The 16342-nt window shown below is 60.1% G+C and carries 19 protein-coding genes; 11 read left to right on the forward strand and 8 right to left on the reverse strand.

Features of this window, described 5'->3' with window-relative positions; translation table 11 throughout:
- Positions 1-1606: FAD-dependent oxidoreductase (locus NW833_RS08970; protein WP_414412249.1), on the reverse strand; the 1606-nt coding region annotated here is incomplete at its 3' end.
- Between NW833_RS08970 and metG the strand changes: the two genes are divergently transcribed.
- The gene (metG, locus tag NW833_RS08975) at positions 1584-3140 is read left to right on the forward strand and encodes a methionine--tRNA ligase (protein ID WP_414412250.1); all 1557 of its coding nucleotides are present in this window, start codon (positions 1584-1586) and stop codon (positions 3138-3140) included. The genes NW833_RS08970 and metG overlap by 23 nt on opposite strands.
- Here the strand turns inward: metG and NW833_RS08980 are convergent.
- Both NW833_RS08980 and NW833_RS08985 read right to left on the reverse strand, forming a co-directional pair.
- On the reverse strand, positions 3137-3652 hold the full coding sequence (locus NW833_RS08980; protein ID WP_414406299.1) for a hypothetical protein: 516 nt from the start codon (positions 3650-3652) through the stop codon (positions 3137-3139). The genes metG and NW833_RS08980 overlap by 4 nt on opposite strands.
- Positions 3649-4020, reverse strand: a complete 372-nt coding sequence (locus NW833_RS08985) for a YtxH domain-containing protein (RefSeq protein WP_414406298.1) — start codon at positions 4018-4020, stop codon at positions 3649-3651. The genes NW833_RS08980 and NW833_RS08985 overlap by 4 nt, the downstream gene beginning before the upstream one ends.
- Positions 4021-4168: 148 nt before the next feature.
- On the opposite strand from NW833_RS08985, the gene deoC reads away from it, so the two are divergent.
- The 3 genes from deoC (at position 4169) to rpaB (ending at position 6929) form a co-directional block, all read left to right on the forward strand.
- Complete coding sequence (gene deoC / locus NW833_RS08990) at positions 4169-4870, forward strand: deoxyribose-phosphate aldolase (RefSeq protein WP_414394546.1); 702 nt, start codon at positions 4169-4171, stop codon at positions 4868-4870.
- The gene (gene recO / locus NW833_RS08995; RefSeq protein WP_414412251.1) at positions 4867-5769 is read left to right on the forward strand and encodes a DNA repair protein RecO; all 903 of its coding nucleotides are present in this window, start codon (positions 4867-4869) and stop codon (positions 5767-5769) included. Before deoC ends, recO begins: the two co-directional genes overlap by 4 nt.
- A 419-nt stretch (positions 5770-6188) precedes the next feature.
- Positions 6189-6929 (forward strand): response regulator transcription factor RpaB, encoded by a 741-nt coding sequence (gene rpaB / locus NW833_RS09000; RefSeq protein WP_414394542.1) that lies wholly within the window; start codon positions 6189-6191, stop codon positions 6927-6929.
- Here the strand turns inward: rpaB and NW833_RS09005 are convergent.
- The 3 genes from NW833_RS09005 to NW833_RS09015 form a co-directional block, all read right to left on the reverse strand.
- A complete protein-coding gene (locus NW833_RS09005; protein ID WP_414412252.1) occupies positions 6926-8662 on the reverse strand; it encodes a tetratricopeptide repeat protein in 1737 nt (578 codons plus the stop codon). The two genes, rpaB and NW833_RS09005, sit on opposite strands and share 4 nt — an antisense overlap.
- A 106-nt stretch (positions 8663-8768) precedes the next feature.
- Complete coding sequence (locus NW833_RS09010; protein ID WP_414412253.1) at positions 8769-8969, reverse strand: DUF2811 domain-containing protein; 201 nt, start codon at positions 8967-8969, stop codon at positions 8769-8771.
- A 543-nt stretch (positions 8970-9512) separates the two neighbouring features.
- On the reverse strand, positions 9513-10187 hold the full coding sequence (locus NW833_RS09015) for a RibD family protein (RefSeq protein ID WP_414412254.1): 675 nt from the start codon (positions 10185-10187) through the stop codon (positions 9513-9515).
- Positions 10188-10261: 74 nt separating this feature from the next.
- Here NW833_RS09015 and NW833_RS09020 point away from each other — a divergent pair, with 74 nt between their 5' ends.
- Both NW833_RS09020 and clpS read left to right on the forward strand, forming a co-directional pair.
- Positions 10262-10657 (forward strand): hypothetical protein, encoded by a 396-nt coding sequence (locus tag NW833_RS09020; RefSeq protein WP_414412255.1) that lies wholly within the window; start codon positions 10262-10264, stop codon positions 10655-10657.
- 246 nt (positions 10658-10903) lie between these two features.
- Positions 10904-11215 carry an ATP-dependent Clp protease adapter ClpS gene (gene clpS, locus NW833_RS09025; protein WP_414409933.1) on the forward strand — a complete coding sequence of 104 codons (312 nt, stop codon included), beginning with the start codon at positions 10904-10906 and terminating at the stop codon, positions 11213-11215.
- On the opposite strand, the gene cobT is transcribed toward clpS, so the two are convergent.
- Positions 11164-12291 carry a nicotinate mononucleotide-dependent phosphoribosyltransferase CobT gene (gene cobT / locus NW833_RS09030; protein WP_414412256.1) on the reverse strand — a complete coding sequence of 376 codons (1128 nt, stop codon included), beginning with the start codon at positions 12289-12291 and terminating at the stop codon, positions 11164-11166. The genes clpS and cobT overlap by 52 nt on opposite strands.
- Positions 12292-12415: 124 nt before the next feature.
- Here cobT and NW833_RS09035 point away from each other — a divergent pair, with 124 nt between their 5' ends.
- The 5 genes from NW833_RS09035 to NW833_RS09055 all read left to right on the forward strand — a co-directional run bounded on the left by NW833_RS09035 (position 12416) and on the right by NW833_RS09055 (position 15951).
- On the forward strand, positions 12416-12739 hold the full coding sequence (locus NW833_RS09035) for a DUF1825 family protein (RefSeq protein WP_414412284.1): 324 nt from the start codon (positions 12416-12418) through the stop codon (positions 12737-12739).
- A gap of 31 nt (positions 12740-12770) precedes the next feature.
- Positions 12771-13187 (forward strand): Fur family transcriptional regulator, encoded by a 417-nt coding sequence (locus NW833_RS09040; protein ID WP_414412257.1) that lies wholly within the window; start codon positions 12771-12773, stop codon positions 13185-13187.
- Positions 13188-13219: 32 nt separating this feature from the next.
- Positions 13220-13720, forward strand: coding sequence for an AbrB family transcriptional regulator (locus NW833_RS09045; protein ID WP_414412258.1), 501 nt, complete (start codon positions 13220-13222; stop codon positions 13718-13720).
- A gap of 171 nt (positions 13721-13891) precedes the next feature.
- On the forward strand, positions 13892-14485 hold the full coding sequence (locus tag NW833_RS09050; protein WP_414394521.1) for a chorismate pyruvate-lyase family protein: 594 nt from the start codon (positions 13892-13894) through the stop codon (positions 14483-14485).
- Between the two features lie 113 nt (positions 14486-14598).
- Entirely contained in the window at positions 14599-15951 is a 1353-nt protein-coding gene (locus NW833_RS09055) for a serine/threonine protein kinase (protein WP_414412259.1), read from the forward strand.
- Here NW833_RS09055 and NW833_RS09060 read toward each other — a convergent pair.
- Positions 15939-16250 carry a hypothetical protein gene (locus tag NW833_RS09060; protein WP_414405941.1) on the reverse strand — a complete coding sequence of 104 codons (312 nt, stop codon included), beginning with the start codon at positions 16248-16250 and terminating at the stop codon, positions 15939-15941. The two genes, NW833_RS09055 and NW833_RS09060, sit on opposite strands and share 13 nt — an antisense overlap.
- Between the last annotated feature and the right edge of the window lie 92 nt (positions 16251-16342).

Genomic DNA, 16342 nt, shown 5'->3' on the forward strand with positions numbered 1-16342 from the left:
CGTCTTGGTTGTGGCTGGGGGGCAGCGAAAAATCCGGCAGTAGACACTCGTGGAAGTCGATGGGGTACTGGCCCACCCCCACCGAGTCGTAGAAGATGAAGGGGCGACCGCGGTTCAACTCCGATTCCCGCGTGGTGATATCCGACTCGTAGATGGTGAACCCTCCTGGATAGGAGACGCTGGGCTGCCCGATGATGCGCCGCGACTCGCGAATATAGGGGTACTTGGAAAGACCACTGGCAGTTCCCATGGGGCTGTTGGGCCCTTTGAGGTAGCGATAGCGCAAGTAAAAGTCTTTTTGAAAGTTGGGATCCGCCTGCTGCAACAGAAAGTCCGTCCTTCCCGCTACCAGCCAGTAGAAGAAGCCCTTGGCATGCTGCTCGGCCCGACGCAGGGCTTCCACCCGCAAGCCCCCCATCCAGCCACCCGGCTGCAGTTGGCCCGAGGCCTGCAGTTGCTCGTGGGTGAGGATGAGGTTCATCTCTGGCCCGGTGATGCGCCAGTCGTTGCCCCAGGTCCAGTTCTGCATGGATTGATCCCCCACGCGGATGGCCTCTTCCCCGAAGCCGAATACCTGCCCCCAGATGCGGCGGTAGGTGAAGACCCTGCCAAAGTTAAAGCGCGGGTGTTCAAAGCTGTAGTAGGGGCCGTGCAGCGGGTCGTCGTAGAACTCAGGCTTGATGGGCACCTGCGGCACAGCGGAGCGCTCTATGACAAAGGTGTAGGTAAACCCCTGGGTGCAATAGGGATCCCTGTAGGGCTTGGAGCTGGGCTCCCAGCGGCTTTCCCCATCCGTGCCGAGACGGTAGGGCACCCGCGCCAGAGGCAGCAGCTCGCCGGTTTCGGTAGCATCAACCACTATCCAAGGCAGGGTTTTTCCCTGCCGCTCGGGAGGCGGCTCAAAGCGCAGGATCTCCTTATCCCAGTCCTTCGTGGGCTCCCAGCGGTAGAAGTCCAAAAAATAGCTAGAGAGATCCCCCCGCTGCTCCGGCGCGACGCCAGCGTGCTTGGGGAGGTTGCGGATAGCCACTACCCTGCGGATCTGGTAGCCCTCAATCTCCAAGTCCTTCACTACCGTCTCCGTAAACAGCCGCAACTGCCCCGACCGCAGATAGGGATCCAACATCTCCCGGAGTACCTGATGTCCCACCTGGGGAGAAAAACAGAGCACGCTCACCCAGCACTTGCCGGGGTTGGGATCCCCGCCATACTTTTCCCGCACCCGGCGGCGAAACTCTCTGTAGCCTCGCGGGAAGATCTCGTTTTCCCGCTGTAGGGGCCGCTCGTCCAAAGCCGAGACCCCTTGGGCGCTCACCTGGCCGCCAATCCAGTCGGTAATTTCGGTCATGCACACCTGTCGCCCCAGTTGCAGGGCCTCGTAGGCCGCTGCCACGCCTCCCAGCCCGCCCCCAGCGATGAAAATCTCACAGGGGATGCGGGTTGCCGACACGGGCTGAGCTAGGGCCGCCCCGGCGCCCAAGATCCCAGCCCCCAGGATGCCGCAGCTCCATCCCTTGAGGGTGAACATAGCCTGTCGGACTTTCCGGCAACTTTTATCATGGGGGAAAGCGCTGCGAGGGCTCATGCCGGGTTCCACTTTCGTCATCACCACACCGATCTACTACGTCAACGCTGCCCCCCACATCGGCAGTGCCTACACCACCATGGCAGCCGATGCCATCGCCCGTTACCACCGCCTGCGGGGTAGGGAGGTGCTGATGGTAACGGGAACCGATGAGCACGGCCAGAAGATCCAGCGCACCGCTGAGGAGCGCGGCCTTCCCCCGCAGCAGCACTGTGACGAGATCGCGGCCCAGTTTGCCCAGCTTTGGCAGTTGCTGGATATCCGCTATGACCGCTTCATCCGCACCACTGACCCTCGCCACAAAGCCATTGTGCGGGAGTTTTTCCAGCGGGTTTGGGATCGGGGAGATATCTTTGTTGGGCGGCAGCAGGGGTGGTATTGTGTTGCCTGCGAAGAGTTTAAGGACGAGTCAGAGCTCTTGGAAGGCGGGTTTTGCCCGATCCATCCCAACAAAAAAGTAGAGTGGAAAGACGAAGAAAACTACTTTTTTCGCCTCTCTCGCTACCAGGAAAAACTAGAAGCTCTCTACGCGGAGCATCCAGAGTTCATTCAACCAGAAAGCCGCCGCAATGAGGTCATTAACTTTGTCAAGCAGGGCCTGCGGGACTTCTCCATCTCTCGCCCTAGCGTCTCCTGGGGGATCCCCTTCCCAGTGGATCCCAGCCAAACCCTTTACGTCTGGTTTGACGCCCTCATCAACTACATCAGCGCCGCTCTAGATCCCGAGGACGAGCCGACGCTGGAGAATGCTCTGCGCCGCTACTGGCCTGCCGACGTGCACCTGGTGGGCAAAGATATCGTCCGCTTCCACGCCATCTACTGGCCGGCCATGCTCATGTCGGCGGGGTTGCCTTTGCCTAGGCAAATCTTTGGCCACGGCTTTCTCACCAAAGATGGCCTCAAGATGGGCAAAAGCCTGGGGAACACCCTGGATCCCTTTGAGCTGGTGCAGCGATACGGCGCCGATGCCGTGCGCTACTATTTCTTGACCGAAATTGAGCTGGGCAAAGATGGAGACTTTAGCGAGGGCCGCTTCATCGAGGTTCTCAATGCCGACCTAGCCAACGATTTGGGGAACCTGCTCAACCGCACCCTCGCCATGCTCAAAAAATACCAACCTGACTACCGCATTCCCGCCGTCGAGATCCCTCCGGATCATCCCCTCAAAACCTTGGCTGAGCACCTGGCCCCGACAGTGGCTGACGCCTACGAGCGGCTGGATCTCAGCTCGGCTGCCCGCAAGGCCCTCAGCCTGGCCCAGGCCAGCAACAAATACCTAGATGAGCAAGCTCCCTGGACGTTGCATAAACAGGGGCAAAGCCAACGGGTAGCGGAGATTCTCTATGCCGTTCTAGAAAGCGTGCGCTGGGTGGCGGTGGCCCTTTCGCCCATCATTCCCAACCTCAGCCTCAAGATCCTGCAGCAACTGGGGTTCCCCCTCACCGACATTACCCAACTGCGCTGGGATCCCGATGCTCGCTGGGGCCAGCTTCCCCCTGGTCAAGAGCCTCAGCCCCCTGTGCCTGTCTTTCAGAAAATCCTCAGGAACGCCTAGGACTTGGCAGCATTTGCTTGGGAAGGTTGGGCAGCCGCTTGTCCTCCCTTTGGTCTTAGCCGCTCGGCCAAAGGAGGGGCGTCCCTTCGGGAGAGAGGAGGAGCTGCACCCGAGCGCAAGCGAGGGTTGCTCACCTCAGCAGGAGGAGCTCCATGGGCAAGAGTCTGCCAGGCCGCTCGTACTCCCGCCCAAAAGCTGCGAACATTGACTTGGGCATCCCGGGCTTGGGTACGGGCTCCTTCCAGGGAGCGGCTGACCTGCTTCACCACCTGACCCGCCCCTTTCACCCCCTCGTCAAGGCTGTCGGCAATCTCGCTCACTTCCAGGCTCGTCAGGCGCAGAGCCTCTAGAGTGGGCGGCAGCTCCCGCAGCAGCGTATCGAAGAAGCGCTCCACACTCTGGGCGGCTCGACCCAGTTGAATGACGGCAGGCAGCAGGGTCAGGATCACCGCCAAAATGGCCACTGCCACCAGGCCTACCGAGAGGCCAAGCCAAAAGACCGGATCGCTCATCCCGCCGTCTCCTCTCCATCGCCGGCTTCCAAATCAGCTTCTTCCCCCCCAAGGGAACGCGAGTTTTGGGCTTGGAGCAGCTCCTTTCGCTTCTGCAACATGGCCTCCTTCCCCACCACCACTGCCTGCTGTAGCCGCAGCAGGGCCTCATCCAAACTGCGTTGAGCAGCGTCGAACAGTTTCTCTGACTGATACTGCAAGCTGCTGGCTACATCCTCTGCCACTTCTGGCAGCGCCTCTGCCGATTTTTTCAACAGTCGCCGCGTCTCCCGTCCGCTGCGGGGGGCTAGAAGCAGGCCAATGAGCGTGCCCACCGCCGTTCCCAACAGCAGCCCACCAATAAACGCGCCAGTCCGGTTTTCCGCCATGCCTTGCCAGAGTTGGTGGATACAAGTGGCCCCCCAACCAGACTATCAAAAAAAATCTGCTACCCTGCTCTGCCCAAAAAGGCCAAGTCGCGGCTGGGCTGCTGGGGGCTAGAGTAGAAATGGCGCTGTGGAAACTACCCAACAACCCATGGTCTCTTTGGAGCCCAAAGGCCTGGCGGAAAGGCCAATCAACTTGGCAGAGTACATCGACCACACGCTGCTGCTGCCTATGGTTACCCCGGAGGAAATTGAGGAGGGGTGCGAAATTGCCCTGCGCTACGGCTTCCCCACCTTTTGCGTACCTCCCTGCTATGTGCCGCGGGTGGTTGAGCGGCTACACGGGTCGCCAGTACGGGTGAGCACGGTGGTGGGGTTTCCCCTGGGTACCAACACAGCGGAGGCCAAACTCTACGAAGCTCAACTGGCTGTGGAGCAGGGATGCCAGGAACTGGATGTTCGCATTAACCTAGCCTGGCTCAAGGCGCGGGAGCTGGATTGGCTCCATGCCGAGATTGCCCAAATTGTGGAGGAGACGGGAGTTTGCGTCAAAGCCATTTTGGAGACGGCCCAGCTCGATGAGGAGGAAAAAAAGCTGGCTGCGGAGATCTGCATGGATGCAGGAGCTGCCTTTTTGATGACCTCCACCGGCTGGATGGGAGGGGCAACCTTGGCGGATGTGCAACTGCTGGCGCAGCTTAGCCGGGGCCGAGTGGGGGTAAAAGCTTCAGGCGGCATTCGCACTCTGGCTCAGGCAGAGGCAATGATTGCCGCAGGAGCCACCCGGATCGGCACCTCTTGGGGGTTGGAGCTAATGCAAGAGCTGCAGGCTAGGGAAGCTGGCAGAGCATGAGCGGGCAAACCTACCGGGTTACCGGCATCACTCTCAAAGGCATCCCCTTGGGGGAGTCGGATCGGGTGGTTACCATCCTAACTCGCGAGCAGGGGTTGGTGCGGGCAGTAGCCAAGGGATCCCGCAAGCCGTCTTCCAAGTGGGGAGGGCGACTGGAGCCCTTTGTCATTAACGACCTGCTGCTTGTTCGGGGGCGGTGGTCAGCTCAAGCCGATGCCTCCCAGCGTCTGCAGCGCATTGTCCAGGCAGAAACCCTGCAGAGTTTTCCCCGTCTGGGCCGCAGCTTGGCCCACCTCACAGCCGCCCAGTACCTGGCAGAGGTGGCTTTGCTGTTGGCCCTGCCAGATCAGGCTCAGGAAGAGCTGTTTGTGCTTTTGGTAGAACACTTGCAGCGCATCGAGCAGGCCCCTACACAAGAGGCAGTTCTGCCGCTCCTTGTCCATGGGCTCTACCACCTTTTGGCGGTGGGGGGGGTTGCCCCCTCGCTACAAGCCTGTTGCTCCTGTGGGTGGGAGTTGGCGGACGAGGTCTTCTTCTGTCCCAACCTGGGCGGCCTGATCTGCGAGCCCTGTCAGAGAGCCCAGCAGCCCACCTCCCTTGCCCGGCTCTCCAGTGCCGTCCTGCAGGCCCTGGGATCCCTGCCCAACCCCACCTTGCCACCGCTGGCCGACAGAACGTTGCCTTTGACCGCTTGGCTAGGGGCAGAGCGCTTGCTGCGCCAAATTTTGGAGCAGCATGCCGAGCGAGAAATCCGGTCTGCCCGCCTGCTAGCTGGCTGTTACCCTACTGCCGGCGCTGCAGTTGTCTTCCCCACTGCAAACGAGCAGGGATCCCCCCTTGCCCCAACCTTTTCTGAGGGCAATTCCAAAAGAATTGGCGGCCGGCTGAAGAAGTTGTGAAGACATGTATCAAGTTGAGCCGAATGGCGGCAGAATAGAGCTCTGGGGTGGATTAAGTAGCCGCTTCCAGATGATACATTAGGTTCTATGAGGTAAATTCTTAACAAGGTTAACAAGGGCTTCTCAGCTTTGGCCGCGGTCAGCCGCGAGGGTTTGAAGAGAAAGCAACAGCTAAAGGGAAGGGAAGCCGGTGTCTTTCCAACCTATTGCCAAACAGGCCTTCTGGGTTCCTTAGTGGGGGGTGTCCTGGGCTGCAGTTTCTGTTTCTAAGCATGGGTTTGGCAGCTTTCCGTGGGGAGGCCGAGTCTGCTTGTCCAGAAACATCCCTCAGCCACCTGCTCGCCGGTGGCAGGAGGTAGCCTTTATCCTAACTTTTCCAAGCCAAGTTATTAGAAGTGAAGTACAGGAGTTGTAGCACCGTGGAAGCCCAGCGTAAAGAACGAATTCTCGTGGTTGATGATGAGGCTAGCATCCGCCGCATTTTGGAAACTCGCCTCTCGATGATCGGCTACGAGGTGGTTACTGCAGCCGACGGCGAAGAGGCCCTGCAGGTCTTCCGCAAGCAGCATCCCGACCTGGTGGTGCTGGATGTCATGATGCCAAAGCTGGATGGCTATGGGGTCTGTCAAGAGTTGCGCAAAGAGTCCGACATCCCCATCATCATGCTCACGGCTCTGGGGGATGTGGCCGACCGCATTACTGGGTTGGAACTAGGGGCGGATGACTACGTGGTCAAGCCTTTTTCACCCAAGGAGCTGGAGGCCCGCATTCGCTCGGTGCTGCGGCGGGTGGCCCGGTCTAGCCATGAGGGGATCCCTAGCTCTGGGGTTATCCAGGTTGGGGATCTTTGCATTGATACCAACAAGCGCCAAGTTTACAAGCGGGGCGAGCGCATCCGCCTGACAGGAATGGAGTTTAGTTTGCTGGAGCTGTTGGTCAGCCGCTCGGGGGAGCCGTTTTCCCGCGCCCAGATCCTGCAAGAGGTATGGGGCTATACCCCAGAGCGCCATGTGGATACGCGGGTGGTGGATGTCCACATCTCGCGGCTGCGGGCTAAGTTGGAGGATGACCCAAGCAACCCTGAGCTTATCCTGACAGCCCGCGGTACTGGCTATCTGTTTCAGCGCATCGTGCCAAAGGGAGAAAAAGGAGAGGGCTAAGAAGGGATCCCTGCCAAGTGCTCCTGCAGGGCCCTTCGCATCTGCTGTAGCGGTTCAACCCAGTTGCCGCGGGCTTCTTGGCGAAATAGGCGCATTACGCCGGGGTACCAGGGGCTATCTTGTCGCTGCAGCAGCCAGCGCCAATCGGCTGCAAAGGGCAGTAGAACCCACACGGGCTTGCCCAGCGCCCCAGCTAGGTGGGCAACGGCGGTATCGACGCTAATCACCAGATCCAACTGGGCAACTGCCCTAGCAGTATCAACAAAATTCTGGAAACGGGATCCCAGCTCCACCACCTGGTGCTGCTTGAGGAGGGGTTCTAGCTGGCTTAGATCTTCACCCACCTGCAGGCTAACCCACTGCACCTGGGGCAGATCAAGGTACTCGAGAAAGAGGCTGAGGGGACAGCTTTTTAACCTCTGCACCCGGTTGAGGGCAAGATCGGCGCGGCGGCCACTGGCCCACACCAGCCCTACCTTCATCCCCTTCTGAGGAACCTCAGGCCATTCTTCTGGCCAGGCGGAGCTCTCCGGGGGACAGACCAGGTAGGGAAGACAGGCAGGGATCGTCTCCAGAGTGGTGCCTAGGCGATGGGGCAGGCTGAGCAAGGGCAGGTGCCAGTCGAAGGGAGGCAGGGGATCCGTCTCCGAAATAATCTGAACCTGAGGAAAGGAGGCCCGCAGCAGCTCGACTAGGGATGGCGAGCAGCGAAAGTAGAGGGAGGCCTGCGGATGGGCTGCGGCCAAAAGTGGCAGGTAGCGCACAAACTGGATGGTGTCCCCCAAACCTTGTTCGGCGTAGATGAGCAGAGTCTGCTGGCCCAAGGGGGATCCCGTCCACAGAGGCTGGGGAAAGCGGGGGTAGGCCGCCCCCTGGCGCTGCAGCCGCCATTCGTACTCCCGCCACCCCTCCTTGTAGCGGCCTAGGGTGAGCAGGGCAGTGGCCAGGTTGTAGTGGATCTCTGGCGAATCAGGGGCTAGTTGCAAGCCCCGCCGATAGGACTCAAGGGCGGCCTCGAGGCAGTTTTGCTCTTGCAGGATCGTGCCCAAGTTGTTGTGGGGCTGAGCATCCTTGGGCAGCAGCGGGATGGCCTGTTGCAGGCAGTCAGCTGCTTCCTCCAGACGATCTTGCAGGTGGAGGCAGTGGGCGAGGTTGACGAGGATCCGCCCCTCCTGGGGCAGCAGGGCAAGGGCTTGGCGAAACCAGCCTTCAGCTTCCTCAAGCTGGTTCTCGAACATCAGCGCATTGCCTAAGGCGGCTAGAGCATAGGGCTGGGGAGGGTGCGCTGCCGCAGCCTGGCGCAGGACTGCAATTGCCCGCTGCCGCTGCCCCAAGGCCAGCCAACAACTGCCCAGCCGGAATAGCAGTTGCCCATTGCCGGGAGCAAAGGCCAATCCCTCCTGATAGGCGCGCGCTGCCTCCGCCGGGTTGCCCAGCAGCATCCAAGCATCGCCCAGCTCCTGCCAGGCAGGCACCCAGTCCTTCCTCAGGTGTACAGCCAACTGTAGGGGGGTCAAGGCTTGACGGGGATCTCCCATTTGCAGATAGAGGGATCCCAGTAGCGCTTGGGCAGCAGCCAGGTGCGGATGGGCGCGGGTGAGCTGTCGACAAAGGCGCAGCGCCGCCCCCAGATCCCCTGCTTGTCGGTGGCGCTCGACCAAAGCCAGAGCCGCCTCTGGGGAGGGGAAAGAGGGCAGGCTGGCTCCTTGTCCTGAGTTCTGAGGCCCAGCCACCTGCCGCTTGCCTTTCCCTCGACCAAAGCCCTGTGGCACGGTTTGACCTACCGGGGTTAACAGGACGTTCCCAATAGCCCTAAGTTGGGATTCCGACAGCTTTAGCCTAGTTGCGGCGAAAGAGGCTGTCTAGGTAGATGCGCGCAGCGCGCCGATCGGCATCTCCGCTTTGGAGCAAGAACAGCGAGAGGGCTGCTGTTACAACCCGATCTTGATCCCAGTCGGGATGACGAGAGAGGTAGTTTTCGAGGGTCTCGTGGAGCTCCTTGGGAATTTCGCTCGAAATGCTGACGGTAGGAGAATCCATAGCTCAACCACCTACCTAAAGTCAACACTCAAACAGTCGCAGCAAAAAGAGGCTCTACCTTGGGCCACAGCTAAGCCGGCCTAGGAAGGAATTGAACAAGCTCAGCCAGTCCTCTAACTTGGGTACCTTAGAGACCGCACTGTCTCCTCAAGAAACGGGGTAAAAGGGCTTGCCCATTGGCCGCCTGCAAGCGGCTGGGGAGGTCCTAGCAGCTGCCGGGGAAGCCTCCTCCTCACCTCGGGTGGGGCTATTCTGCCCTCTGCCCTAGGGGGGATGTCAATCCTAGGCGGGAGTATCCAACAGAACCAGAGCTCTCCCGTGGCCTTGATGGGATCGGAAAAAGCGGCGCGATCCCGTTACGTTTCTCAAGGTGTAATCGCGTGAACCTTAGCAAGGGCAACTTTTCCACAGAACCCTTCGAGGCGGCTTCTAGAGCGAAAGACGTTGTGGAAAACAACCCGCCTGCCTGTGGAAAGTCTGGGGAAAACCTGTGGATTTTTGGGAAATCTCAATGTGTCCAAAAAAATTTTCTCGACTGCTCCCTCAGCTCCACTCAACTCGATAGTGCAAAAACAGCTCTTGGGAACCGCGGCGGCACTCAAGCAACTCCAGGCGGGGCGGGGATCCCTGCAGTTGCCAGCCCTCGATGCTAGCCGGGGCATCAGCGTAGCCACTCAGCAGCACTGGCGCCAGCGTCACCCACAGCTCATCCAAGGCTTGCGCCTGCAAAAACGCCCCCAAGAGCCGCCCCCCGCCCAGGAGGCCCACCCGTTCGATCCCCCGCTGCCGCAGGCGGGCTAGGCGAGCGGTCAAATCCCAATCCGCGGCCACCCAGATCTCGGCAAAATCGGGCCGTCCCTGCCACTGGCGAGAGCCCGCCGGCGTCGTCCACAGCCAGCGAGTGAGGGGCTGGCGAAAAAACGGCAGCTCTTCCGGAATCTCGCCGCTGCCGGAACAGATGATCGTCAGGGGCTGAGGGGGGAGACCCTGTGCAATTCGGCGTTGGATGAGCTCCGGATCCCGCAGGCGGAGAGCAGTGCCGTAGGCCCGCAGCGTGGCTGCCCCCATGATTAAAGCCTGTTGCCGAGCAGCTTGGGTTTCCAGGTGCCGATAGTCTTCAGGGCTAGGGAAATGGGGCCTTTGCCCGCGGTGGGCGGCGAGCTTGCCATCCAAACTTTGGGCCAAGATGGCCACCAAGTGGGGACGAGGGGCTTTCAAAGGCAGATCTCTAGCAATCAGCACAGGATAGACTCAGGGGTATTGACCAGCCTGTGCCCTGGCTCCAGGGTTATATGCTAGGAACGCTCCAGTCCTCCACTATCCGCATCGCTGTCGAGGCCAGTTCCTCGACTCTGCAGCGTTGCCTAACAGAGGTGGAACTTCTGCAGCAGTGGATTTGGCCGCAGCAACTGCAGGGATCCCTTCCCCCCAAGCTAGAGCAAGGCAGCACCTTTGCCGCCCAGTGGGGCCCTATCTCCATCCTGCACCAGGTGGAAATCCTGCTGCCCCAACGGCTGCGGCTGGTGATGTGGGGTGGTGCCGATGGCTACTGCGACTGGCGGTGGGGGAACGGCTGGGTGCAGTTGCGGGTAGAGGCCGTCTCACTTCTGCCCTTGGGCTTAGGCCAACTGCTAATGCTGCGGCAGCTGCAACAGTTTGCCCAAGGCCAAGAACGACGGCCCTCTTAGGGCTTGATGTGCTGCCAGAATCCGCGTGATATTTAGCGCTTCCGCAAGAGCCCTAGCTGCAAACTGGTGCGGGAATCCGCAGGCAGGCGCAGGCTGACCATAGCTGCAAAACTGGCTAAAAATAGCTAGTAGTAGTAATCACAAGCGGGCGGCTTTCACAGCTTGGCTTGAGTGGTCAAGAAGCCGCTGCCGGAAGCTGGGTCATTAGTTCCAAGCACCTAGAGGTTGTCTCACTCCTGAGCTGCCATGACCGCAATCACGGAAACTCCAACCCGTACCATGCAGCAGTTGTCTTCGGTTACAACACGGGTTCGCAAACCCTACCCCAACTTCAAAGTGATCGTCCTAGACGACGACATCAACACCTTCCAACACGTTACCGAATGCTTGCTCAAGTACATCCCCGGCATGACTTTGCCCTTGGCGCGGCAACTGACAATGCAGGTGGACAGGGAAGGGCAGGCCGTTGTCTGGGTCGGCCCACAGGAGCAAGCGGAGCTCTACCATCAGCAGCTGCTGCGGGAGGGTCTGACGATGGCTCCGCTGGAGCCGGCCTGAAGCAGTAGGTGCTCGTAGCTGCGCTCAACGGCAGCCAATAGCTCTGCCTGACCCCAGCCAGCATACAGGCTACTGGCAATCGCTAGGCCGCCAGCCCCCACCCCCTCTTTGACATAGCCTCGCTCATAGGCTTGAAGAGAGGAGTAGCGACTCTGGGCAAAGCTTAGTTGGGTGGCCAAGAGGCAGACATTGCCCAACAGCTCCGCCAGAGCCACGGTGTTGCCAGAGGGATCCTCCGCCACCCAGCGGGTGGTGCCTACCACCACGTTTTCAGGGGGCCAGGGGATCCCTTCCTCTTCTCCCCAGCGCCGCATTAGGGCCAGCACTGCCAGCATTTGCGTTCCTCCCGCCAGCAGCACCGGCCCCCGCTGGGCTGCTGCCATGGCTAACCCGGCGATGAAGGGTTGCACGGGATCCCCCACGGCAGCCACTACCTCTGGCGCAGGGGCAGTGGGGGAGAGATTGGCTAGACCCCGCTGGGCCAAGGCCAGCTTTTGGGCGTGGTTACAAACTGGATGGCTGCTGTTGACCATGCCGTTTGCCTGCCAGCCCAGCCCTAGCAGCACCGCCAGCGCTGTTGCAGTACCGCCGGCCACGCACTCTCCGACGACCCAGTAGCTGGCTTCCAGTTGGGATCCCCGCTCATACCCCTCCTGCCACAGGGATCTCACCTGTTCCACGGACAAGGCCTGGCCGGTGCTCAGACAGCGGGCTGGCCCTCCAGAAGGCACCTTCTCTGCGCCTGGCAAAGGCTCTAGCAGACCACAGTCGAACACGCGGCAGGGGATCCCTAGCTCGCTTAAGATGGCGCGGCTGATGACCACCGGCGAGGGATAGCCCTCGGGCGAGGCGGGCAAGCGGCAAGAACGGCCGGTCAGCAGCACCTCCCCATCAGCCAGGGCGGTGTAGCGCCGCAGAGAGGGCGTGGCGCCAGCAGCAGAGATGCCTGGAATAAGGGCTGTTTCCGTAAACCCCAGGCAGGCCAAAAACAGAGGCCGGGATCCCTGCACCCGTTGGCACCACTGCTGGGCCAAAGCCGGCTGAGTGTAAGCCTTAACACAGGGAAGGAGGAGCATAGCCAATAATTACCTGCAGGACGGGATCCCGCACTGGCCAGAAGATAGCAACGCCTGCATTCCCCAAGGCAATCGGATAGGATAGGTATATCGAATGTCGTTTGTTGGGGGCAAGGGGAAAGCCATGGGCTTCTTCGACTCGGAGATTGTTCAGGAAGAAGCTAAGCAACTGTTTCGGGATTTCCAAAACCTGATGCGACTTGGCGAGCGCTACGGTCAATTTGACCGGGAAGGCAAAAAGATCTTTATCCAGCACATGGAAGAGTTGCTGGAGCGCCAGCGCATTTTCATGAAGCGGCTGGAGCTTTCCGACGATTTTATGGCCCAACTGACCATTAAGCAATTGCAAACCCAACTGGGGGGGTTAGGGCTCTCTCTTTGCCAAATGTTTGACCAAATGCGCCAAACCCTGGAGCGCATGAAAGCTGAAGCCGACGCTGAGCGCTGACTCTCCCAGTAACCCCCAAGGGAAAAGGCTCATGTCCTCCTCCCGCCAGACCCGCAACCGCCAATTGATCCTGGAGGTGTTGGAGCAAAGCGAGCGGCCCCTCTCGGCCCAGGAGATTTTCCTGAAGCTGCGCAATGCCAACCACACGGTGGGCTTGGCCACTGTCTATCGGGTCTTGGAGGCGCTGCGCAACGAGGGCGAGCTGCAGGCCGTCCACTTGGGGGATCAGCAAACCTACTACCAGCTTCTGCCCAGCAACGGCCACAGTCGCCATCACCTGATCTGCACTGAATGTCGGCGGGTGGTGCCTCTGTCAGATTGTCCCGTGGGGGATCTAGAGGAGCAGATTGCCAGCCGTTACCAATTTGTTATCGAGTACCATGTGCTCGACTTCTACGGCATCTGCGCTGAATGCCGTGGAGGGAGCAGGCCCAACCCCAACTGCTAGTCATCCTCTTGCCTTGAGGCCAAGCCGCAATGATGAGCTATCTCTGGACGGTGTTGATTGGGTTGGCAGGTGCCTTGATTGCAGTCAAGCTGAGGCTGCCAGCAGGAGCTCTAGTAGGCTCGATGGTGGCAGTCGGCTTGGTCAATGTCTGGGGGGCCATCCCGATTCCCACTCCTCCACCTGGAATCCGCTTTGTCCTGCAGGTGATGCTGGGTATTCTCTTGGGCAGTAAGCTTACCGCCGAGACATTGCTCGCCCTCAAGGATCTGTGGCGGCCAGCCCTAGTGTGTACCGTGATTGCGGTGAGCACCGGCGTTCTATCGGGGTTTTTGATCTCCCGCTGGTTGGGGATCGAGCGCCTTACTGCCATCTTGGGCACGGCCCCAGGGGGTATCTCCGATATGAGCTTAATTGCCCTGGACATGGGGGCCCAGGCCAGCACGGTGGTAGTTATGCACCTAGCTCGTCTGATTAGCGTCATCGTGGTCGTCCCCTGGGTGGTGCGGCTGCTGATTCAGCCGGGTACGAGCTAGGAAAGTCCTCGGAGGGGAGAGGGGGAGTGGGCTAGACTAGGGGTCGATACAGAACTTCACAACCGCACCGCCATCTTGGAACTTTCTCCCCCTCCCTCCATCGACCATGCTCCTGGGGCAGTATCCCCTTGGCCCTCGGCTTGCTCTGCCAAGGAGACTTTCCTAGGCAACATGGGTCAAGCCGAGTGGTGGCCGCTGCGGTTGCAGTGGCAGGGAGAGGCTGACCCCCTTCAGCCGGAGCTGCTAGGGGTGGATCCCTTGTTGCGGTTGTTGCTGCTGGGGGATGGCTTGACCACTCGCAATCTGGCCACTCTGACCCTGGAACCAATTCAGGCCCATCTGTTAGATACGGCCCAGGTCGAGCTACTGGCCGAGCAAAGCGCTGTCCCCAAGTCCATGCCACAACTGGCTAGGGATCTGGCGCGGCTGGGATCCCCCTTGATGCGGCGGCGGGTTTGGCTGGGCGGAGCGGCCTCGCAACAGCCCTTGCTCTATGCCACCTCTTGGTGGAACGCGGAACATCTGGCTCAATACTTGCCCCATCCCGATTTGCCCATCGGCCAAAATCTAATCCAAGAAAAACTGGAGACCTTTCGCGAGGTGCGTCGCCTCTACTACGGCGAAGCCGAGCCCATTGCCCGGCTGCTCAACTGTCCTGGCCCTTTCTGGGCTAGGCATTATCTTTTGCTGCACCGAGGCCAAACTTTGACGGTTATTTACGAAGTTTTCTCCTCGCGCCTAGGGGCCAAGTTTTTGACCGGCTAGGGCAAATCCAACGGCACACGGCTGCCCTTGGTGCCGTTAGCCTGCTGCAGGTGGGTTTGGGTGAGCGGCTACTATGGAGCTGAGCAAAAAAAGGGCCCCAGAAGCAAAGGAGTATGGCTTCAGAGCTTCCCGTTTTGCGCCAGCGGTATCAGCTGGAGCGGCGGCTGAGCAAGCGCAGCGGCAGACACACCTACCTGGCACGGGATCTCCTCACCTCAGAGCCAGTTGTGATCAAGCTGCTCCTGTTTGGGCCGGATTTCAACTGGGACAATCTGAAGCTATTTGAGCGGGAAGCCCAAGTCCTACAGACCCTCTCCCATCCAGCCATTCCCCGGTACCGCGATTGCTTTGAGATTGCTCTGAAAGGGGGGCGCGGCCTGGCGCTGGTGCAAAGCTACATCGAGGCTCCCTCCCTGCAGGAGTGGATGGAGCGAGGGCGGCGTTTTGCTGAGCCGGAGGTGCGCGACTTGGCGCAGAAGCTGCTACGCATCCTCATCTACCTCCACGAACTCCATCCGCCGGTCATCCACCGGGATCTCAAGCCCAGCAACATTCTGTTGGCAGCCGACGGGCAGGTGTACCTGGTGGATTTTGGCTCTGTGCAGGCTGCTGCCCCCCGGGAGCAGGGATCCTACACTGTGGTGGGAAGCTACGGCTACATGCCCCTGGAGCAATTTGGCGGCAGAACTGTGCCCGCCTCCGATCTCTACAGCCTGGGCGCCACGCTGATTCACCTGCTCACGGGCCAGCATCCGGCGGACTTGCCCCAGGAGGGAGCCCGGATTGCGTTCGAGCAAGTGGTGCAACTGAGTCCACCTTTTCGCGACTGGCTGCGGTGGTTGACGGAGCCTCTGGTGGCGAATCGTCCCGCCTCCGCCCGGCAGGCCCTGGAGGCCCTGGAGCAGTTGGATCGCCGACCGCTGCCGGTTGCTTCAGCAACAGCCGCCCTTTCTCCTCAACAGCCGGCAGACAGCCGGATTCAACTGCACAAGCCCGAACAGATCTATGAGGAGGTGATCCGGGCCAGTCAACTCCGCGCCTTGGTTGCGTTCGCCATCGTTTGGAACGCTTTCATTGCCTTTTTCACAATCATGGCAGTTGTGCTTGCCCCTTTTCCGGTGAATCGGGTGGCTGTCCTGCTCATGCTGCCCTTATGGAAGGAGGGGTTGGCGATGGTGATCAAGATCCTTTCCAGCTTATCCGGTAAGACTCACCTGAATATCGAATCCCTAGAAGTGGTTCGTTTTCGCGGAGTTACCCCTGGTCGGCAAGCCCATACTGACCGGCTGGAGCTGATCCTTACCCGACGCGATTCCAATCAAGATCGGGTGATCGGACATCCGGGCAGGCAACCGCAAGGGCAAGCCAAAGGGTCTGCAAGAGCTAGAGCTGGAGAGGTTGACTTCGGACTGAACCGTTGGCTAACTCGATTGAGCGGCAGAAAGGGTAGCCCTCAGTCCAGGTAAGCGCTCAGCTCCTGCTCCAAGGTGGGCAATTGCACCTCTTCCCGCTCTAGCTCCTCCAGATCTTGCAGTTGCCTCCTCAGGCGGGCAATCCGCTCTCGGAGATACTCTTTGATGCCCTTGGCCCCCAGACTAAGGCAACTGCGGCAGATCTCGCCATAGATTTGGCCGCGGTCGTTGTAGACTACCGCCAGCAGCACCTGCTGCCCCTTCCTCTGGATAGGGGTGACCCATCCGCCGCAGATAATGCAGGGCACGCGGCCATTGCCCGCGTAAATGCTGCGTTCCCAGACAATTTTCACGCTCGGCCTCGCTAGACTTTTGCCCACCAGGATAAAAACTGCAAGGGATCTCTGGCCAGCCTAAATCCCTTCCCCTCTCCCTCAAGGAGAGC

The organism is Synechococcus sp. O70.1, assembly GCF_047462215.1.
Taxonomy (GTDB): domain Bacteria; phylum Cyanobacteriota; class Cyanobacteriia; order Thermostichales; family Thermostichaceae; genus Thermostichus.